This window comes from Micromonospora sp. NPDC048935 (assembly GCF_043197875.1).
In the GTDB taxonomy this organism is placed as follows: domain Bacteria; phylum Actinomycetota; class Actinomycetes; order Mycobacteriales; family Micromonosporaceae; genus Micromonospora.
The window spans coordinates 174,867-180,866 of sequence record NZ_JBICTZ010000002.1 but is presented as its reverse complement, the minus strand read 5'-3'; the positions used below and the strand labels follow the sequence as shown (position 1 = coordinate 180,866).

Sequence of the window (6,000 nt, the reverse complement as noted above, 5' to 3'; positions counted from 1 at the left end):
CACCTGCGGAGGCGCCACCGGGGCTCTGCACCCGCCGAGGCGCCAGCCGGCGACAGGTGAACGGCGCCTCCGCGGGTGCAGAGCAAAGGGGCGGACTTGGGGTGGGTGGGTCCTGCCGGGCTCAGATGCCAAGGGCAGCGCTGACCTCAGCGCGCAGCGCAGCGACGGCCGACGCCGCCCTGCTCCGGGCCGTCCGCACGTCACCGTCCACGACCGGTTCCACCACTTCGAGGTACGCCTTGAGCTTCGGCTCGGTCCCGGAGGGACGGATCACCACCCGGGCCACAGCGGTCCGCAGGATCACCACGTCCGCCTCGGGTAGCAGGTCCCGGACGCTGTCGACCGGCTGCCCGAGCAGGGAGGTCGGGGTGGCCGCCCGGATCCGGGCCATCGCGTCGACGATCACCCGCAGGTCGTCCACCCGGGCGGAGAGCTGGTCGGTGTGGTGCACGCCGAACTCGGCGGCCAACTCGTCCAGCCGGTCGGTAAGCGTGCGGCCCTGCGTCTTGAGCCCGGCGGCCAGCTCGGCCACGGTCAGCGCGGCGGTGATGCCGTCCTTGTCCCGGACGTGTTCCGGGGCGACGCAGTAGCCGAGCGCCTCCTCGTAGCCGAAGACCAGCGGCGCGCTGCCACCGCCGGCCCGCACGATCCACTTGAAGCCGGTCAGTGTCTCGTCGTAGGGCAGGCCCCGGGCCGCGCACATCGCCCGCAGCAGGGACGACGACACGATGGTGGTGGCGTAGAGCCCGGTCACCCCACGGCGCATCAGGTGGTCGGCGAGAAGCACGCCCACCTCGTCGCCGCGCAGCATCCGCCAGGGCTGCCCGCCGTCGCGGACGACGACCGCACACCGGTCGGCGTCCGGGTCGTTGGCGATGGCGAGGTCCGCGCCGGTGGAGTCGGCCAGCGCGATCAACCGGTCCACCGCCCCCGGCTCCTCCGGGTTGGGAAACGACACCGTCGGAAACGCCGGGTCCGGCTCGGCCTGGTCGGGCACCACACCGGGCACCGGGAAACCGGCGCGGGCGAACGCGGCGGTGAGCACCGCCGCGCCCACCCCGTGCAGTGGGGTGTACGCCACCGTCAGGTCCCGGGGCCCGTCCGGGTCGATCACGGCGGTGGCCCGTTCCACGTACGAGGCGACCAGGTCGTCGCCGAGCACCTGCCCGGGTTGGCCCAGCGGCACCTGGGTCAGCGGCCCGACCGCTCGGATGGCGGCTTCGATGCCGGCGTCGGCGGGCGGCACGATCTGCGCACCCGCGCCCAGCTCACCGCCCAGCTCCGCGCCGAGGTAGACCTTGTAGCCGTTGTCCTGGGGCGGGTTGTGGCTGGCCGTGACCATTACCCCGGCGACCCCGCCAAGGTGGCGCACGGCGTACGCCAGCACCGGGGTGGGTAGCGGGCGGGGCAGCAGCAGCGCCGGGCGGCCCGCTCCGGTGGCCACCTGTGCGGTCCGCTCGGCGAACTGCCGGGAGCCGTGCCGAGCGTCGTACCCGATCACCAGGGGGCCGGTGCCACCCTGGGCCGCGAGCCAGCCGACCAGGCCGGCAGCGGCCTGGGTGACCACGGCGAGGTTCATTCCGTTCGGGCCGGCGCGCAGCGGGCCGCGCAGGCCCGCGGTGCCGAAGGTCAACGGGCCGGCGAACCGGTCGGCCAGCTCCGGGGCGCTCGCCGGCAACCGGTCGAGCACCGCCGTCAGCTCGTCCCGGCTGGCCGGGTCGGGGTCGTCGGCGAGCCAGCGTCGGGCTTGCTCGCGAATGTCGTCGATGTCAGTGGTGTCCGCCGCCATGCCCCTTGATAGCACGGCTGCGGATCACCGCTGGCGGTTCCCTCCGGCTCAGCCTTCCCCGGTGAGCTGGAACGTCTTGACCATCTCGTCGAAGATCGGCTTGCTCTCGGCGAACTTGGCGTCGGTCGCGGTGAGGTAGAACGAGTACGCCTTGCCACCCTCCGCCACGCCACGCCAGACGCCGTGCCGCATGACGTCGCCCGCGCCGCAGGTGTATTCGAACTCGGCGGCCGGCTTGCTGGCCAGCTCGGTCTGCGCGGCGTTCACCTGCTGGTACGGCTTGACGCAGGAGGTGCTCCTGGTCTTGAGACCGTTCTCGGCCGTCTCCGCCCAGCGGTTGGCGTCGCTCGACCACTTCTCGGTGATGATGCGGACCTTGCGGCCGCTGTCCTCCGGGTCGATGTAGTCGGTGTACGAGGGGCCGGTGGCCTTCTTCCAGCCCTTCGGCACCATGACTTGGATGCCGCGAGCCGAGTGCTCCTGCATCTCGACCGCGGGAGCCGCCGGGGCGGACGCGGTGGGCTGCGCCGCCGGGGTATTCGGCGGCGGGTCGTCACCGCTGGTGAGGGCCACCACGGTGAGCAGCAGCACGACGGCCAACCCGCCGGCCGCGGCGAGCTGCACCTTGCGGGGCCAGCCCTTGACCGTGCTGACGAGCTGACCACCGGTGGCGCGGACCTTGTCCAGGGCACTGCCGCCGCCGGCGGCCGGGGGCGAGGTGGCCCAGGGCTGGCCGGTGCCCGGCACCGACCACTGGTTGCCGCCGCCGTAGGTGCCGCCGATGCGCTGGGTGGCCTCCGGTGCGCCGCCGTAGCCGACCTGCTGGGTGGCATCGCCCGGGCTGCCGTAGCTGACCCGCTGCGTGGCGTCCGGGTGCCCGCCGGCGTCCACCCGCTGGGTGGCGTCGGCGCTGCCGCCGTAGGTGCGCCCGGAGGGCTGCTTGTCCGGGCCGGGCATCGCGCCGGTCGGGGTGTGCAGCGGGCCGGCCAACGCGTCGGCGCTTGTCTCGTCGAACCCGCTGCCGCCGACCGGGGTGACCGGCTGCGGGCGTTCGCCCCGGCGCAGCGCGGCCAGCCGGTCGGTCAGGGACTCGTTCGGGGCCAGCATCGCCGGGCCACCGATCTGGTTGTCCGGCTTCGGCTCCGGCTGCGCCGGCGGGAGGACGGGCACCGGGCGTTGCTGCACCGGCACCACCGCGTACGGGTCGGTGACCGAGTGCACCGAGGTCGCGGTGCTGCCCAGCGGGCCGGCGAGTAGCTCGCGCAACATGGCCCGGGAGGTGTGCACGTCCAGTCGACGGGCCGGGTCCTTTTCCAACAGGCCCATGAGCACGCGGGTCAGCGGGCCGCTGCGCTGCGGCGGGGCGGGCGGGTCCTCGACCACGGCGTGCATGGTCTCGATCGGGTCACCCTTGTCGAACGGCGGTCGCCCCTCCACCGCCGTGTACAGCGTCACACCCAGCGAGAAGAGGTCGCTCGGCGGGCCGAACTCCTGGCCCATGGCCCGCTCGGGCGAGATGAAGTGTGGTGAGCCGAGCACCATGCCGGGAGTGGTGAGCTGCACGTCGGTGGGCATCCGGGCGACCCCGAAGTCGGTGAGCACGCAACGCCCGTCGGTGCAGATCAGCACGTTGGCCGGCTTGACGTCGCGGTGCAGCACGCCGATCGCGTGCGCCACCTCCAACGCGCCGAGCAGCGCGATGCCGATCTTGGCGACGGCGCGGGGCGCGACCGGCCCGTCCTCGATCACCATGTCGGCGAGGCTGCGGGCGTCCAGCAGCTCCATCACGATCCACGGCCGACCGGCCTCGGTGACCACGTCGTACACCTGCACCACGGCCGGGTGCTGGATGGCCGCGGCGGCCCGCGCCTCGCGCAGGGTGCGTTCGTACATGGCGTCGCGGTCGCTGGGGGCCAGCCCCGGGGGCAGGACGACCTCCTTCACCGCCACGTCGCGGCGGAGCAGGGTGTCGGTGGCGCGCCACACCGTGCCCATGCCGCCGTTGCCCACCGAGGACCGCAGCGCGTACCGGTCACCGATGGTGGTGCCGGGTGCTGCGCGGCCGTTGGCGGGACTGACTGGTCCGCCGCTCCACGTCGGGATCTGAGTCACAGAAAAGCCACCGGGGGAAATCGAGGGGGGCTGGGACACAACCCCCCTATCTTGCTGGTTCCGACGCCCGATGCGAAAGCCGACGCGACGGACGTTTGTCGAAGTCGACGGAAAGTGCTGGTTCGTTCACCTCCTGTGGGCGGGTCGGAATCCGCTGTGCGGTATCCCTCCCCCCGGCCGCTGCCTGCGCGTCCTACCATCCGGGGATGAGTGAACGGCGGTCAAGCGAGTCCGGTTTTCCGATCAAGGGCGTCTACACGGGTGCCGACCTTCCGGAGGATCTGGACTCCAGGCTGGGCGCCCCCGGCGAGTTTCCGTACACCCGGGGGGTTTATCCCACCATGTACACCTCCCGTCCGTGGACCATGCGCCAGTACGCCGGCTTCGGCACCGCCACCGAGTCCAACGCGCGCTACCACCAACTGTTGCGGGCCGGCACGATGGGGCTCTCGGTCGCCTTCGACCTGCCGACCCAGATGGGCTACGACTCCGACGAGCCGATCGCGCACGGCGAGGTCGGCAAGGTGGGCGTCGCCATCGACTCCATCGAGGACATGCGGCTGCTCTTCGCCGACATCCCACTGGACAAGGTCTCCACCTCGATGACCATCAACGCGCCCGGCTCGGTGCTGCTGCTGCTCTACCAGCTCGTCGCCGAGGAGAACGGGGTGCCCGGCGCGGCGCTCAACGGCACGATCCAGAACGACATCCTCAAGGAGTACATCGCCCGGGGCACCTACATCTTCCCGCCGAAGCCGTCGCTGCGCCTGGTCGCGGACACGTTCGCGTACTGCCGCAAGGAGGTGCCGAAGTGGAACACCATCTCCATCTCCGGCTACCACATGGCCGAGGCCGGCGCGACGCCCGCGCAGGAGATCGCGTTCACCCTGGCCAACGGCGTCGAGTACGTGCGGGCGGCGCTGGCCGCCGGGCTCGCGGTGGACGACTTCGCGCCCCGGCTGTCGTTCTTCTTCGTGGCCCGCACCACACTGCTGGAGGAGGTGGCGAAGTTCCGCGCCGCCCGGCGGATCTGGGCCCGACTGATGCACGACGACTTCGGCGCCAGGGATCCGAAGTCGCTGATGCTGCGGTTCCACACCCAGACGGCCGGCGTGCAGCTCACCGCGCAGCAGCCGGAGGTCAACCTGGTCCGGGTGGCGGTGCAGGGGCTGGGCGCGGTGCTCGGCGGCACGCAGTCGCTGCACACCAACAGCTTCGACGAGGCGATCGCGCTGCCCACCGAGAAGGCCGCCCGGCTCGCGCTGCGAACCCAGCAGGTGCTGGCGTACGAGACCGACCTGACCGCCACCGTCGACCCCTTCGCCGGCTCGTACGTGGTGGAGGCGATGACCGCCGAGATCGAGGCCGCCGCCCTGGAGTTGATGGAGCGGGTGGCCGATCACGGCTCGGCGGTGGACGCCATCGAGGCCGGGTTCCAGAAGCGGGAGATCGAGCAGTCCGCGTACCGGATCGCCCAGGAGATCGACTCGGGTGAGCGGGTGGTGGTCGGGCTCAACCGGTTCACGGTGGACGAGGAGGAGCCGTACGAGCCGTTGCGCGTCGACCCGACGATCGAGGCGGCCCAGGCCGAGCGGCTGGCACGGCTGCGTTCCGAGCGGGACGCCGACGCCGTGACGCGGGCACTCGCCGATCTGCGCGCCGCGGCGGAGGGCTCGGACAACGTGCTCTACCCGATGAAGGAGGCGCTGCGCGCTCGGGCCACCGTGGGCGAGGTCTGCGGGACGCTGCGCGAGGTGTGGGGGCTGTACCGGCCCACCGACCGCTTCTGACCACTTCCGGTCGCGGATGCGGTGTGTCGGCCGGGCCTGGCGGGTACCGGGTCGGAGGAGCGCGGACGCACACGGTGTGCGCCCGTGGCGGACGCCGCCATGTGAGCGTCCCTATCCGGCTGGTTGCGGAGTGTGGTCGGCTAATTGTCGGAGTGTCAGTTCATCACCCCGACTAATGCGACAATTTGCACCAGGATCCGCACGTGTGCCACCAGGTCCACGGCCGCCGCGATTGGTTACGCGTTGTAGGAGGTGAGGGGCGGATGTCGGCGTTCGATAGCGATCTACCTGCTGTCCCAGACATCTCCG

The 6,000-nt window shown here is 72.0% G+C and carries 3 protein-coding genes; 1 reads left to right on the top strand and 2 read right to left on the bottom strand.

The features are described 5' to 3' along the window. Nucleotides 1-121: 121 nt before the first annotated feature. Nucleotides 122-1,789 carry a phospho-sugar mutase gene (locus tag ACGFIW_RS07120; protein WP_393311572.1) on the bottom strand — a complete coding sequence of 556 codons (1,668 nt, stop codon included), beginning with the start codon at nt 1,787-1,789 and terminating at the stop codon, nt 122-124. A 48-nt stretch (nt 1,790-1,837) separates the two neighbouring features. Further along, entirely contained in the window at nt 1,838-3,901 is a 2,064-nt protein-coding gene (locus ACGFIW_RS07115; RefSeq protein WP_393311570.1) for a protein kinase, read from the bottom strand. Between the two features lie 206 nt (nt 3,902-4,107). On the opposite strand from ACGFIW_RS07115, the gene ACGFIW_RS07110 reads away from it, so the two are divergent. Further along, a complete protein-coding gene (locus ACGFIW_RS07110) occupies nt 4,108-5,691 on the top strand; it encodes a methylmalonyl-CoA mutase (protein WP_393311568.1) in 1,584 nt (527 codons plus the stop codon). The last annotated feature ends 309 nt before the right edge of the window (nt 5,692-6,000 follow it).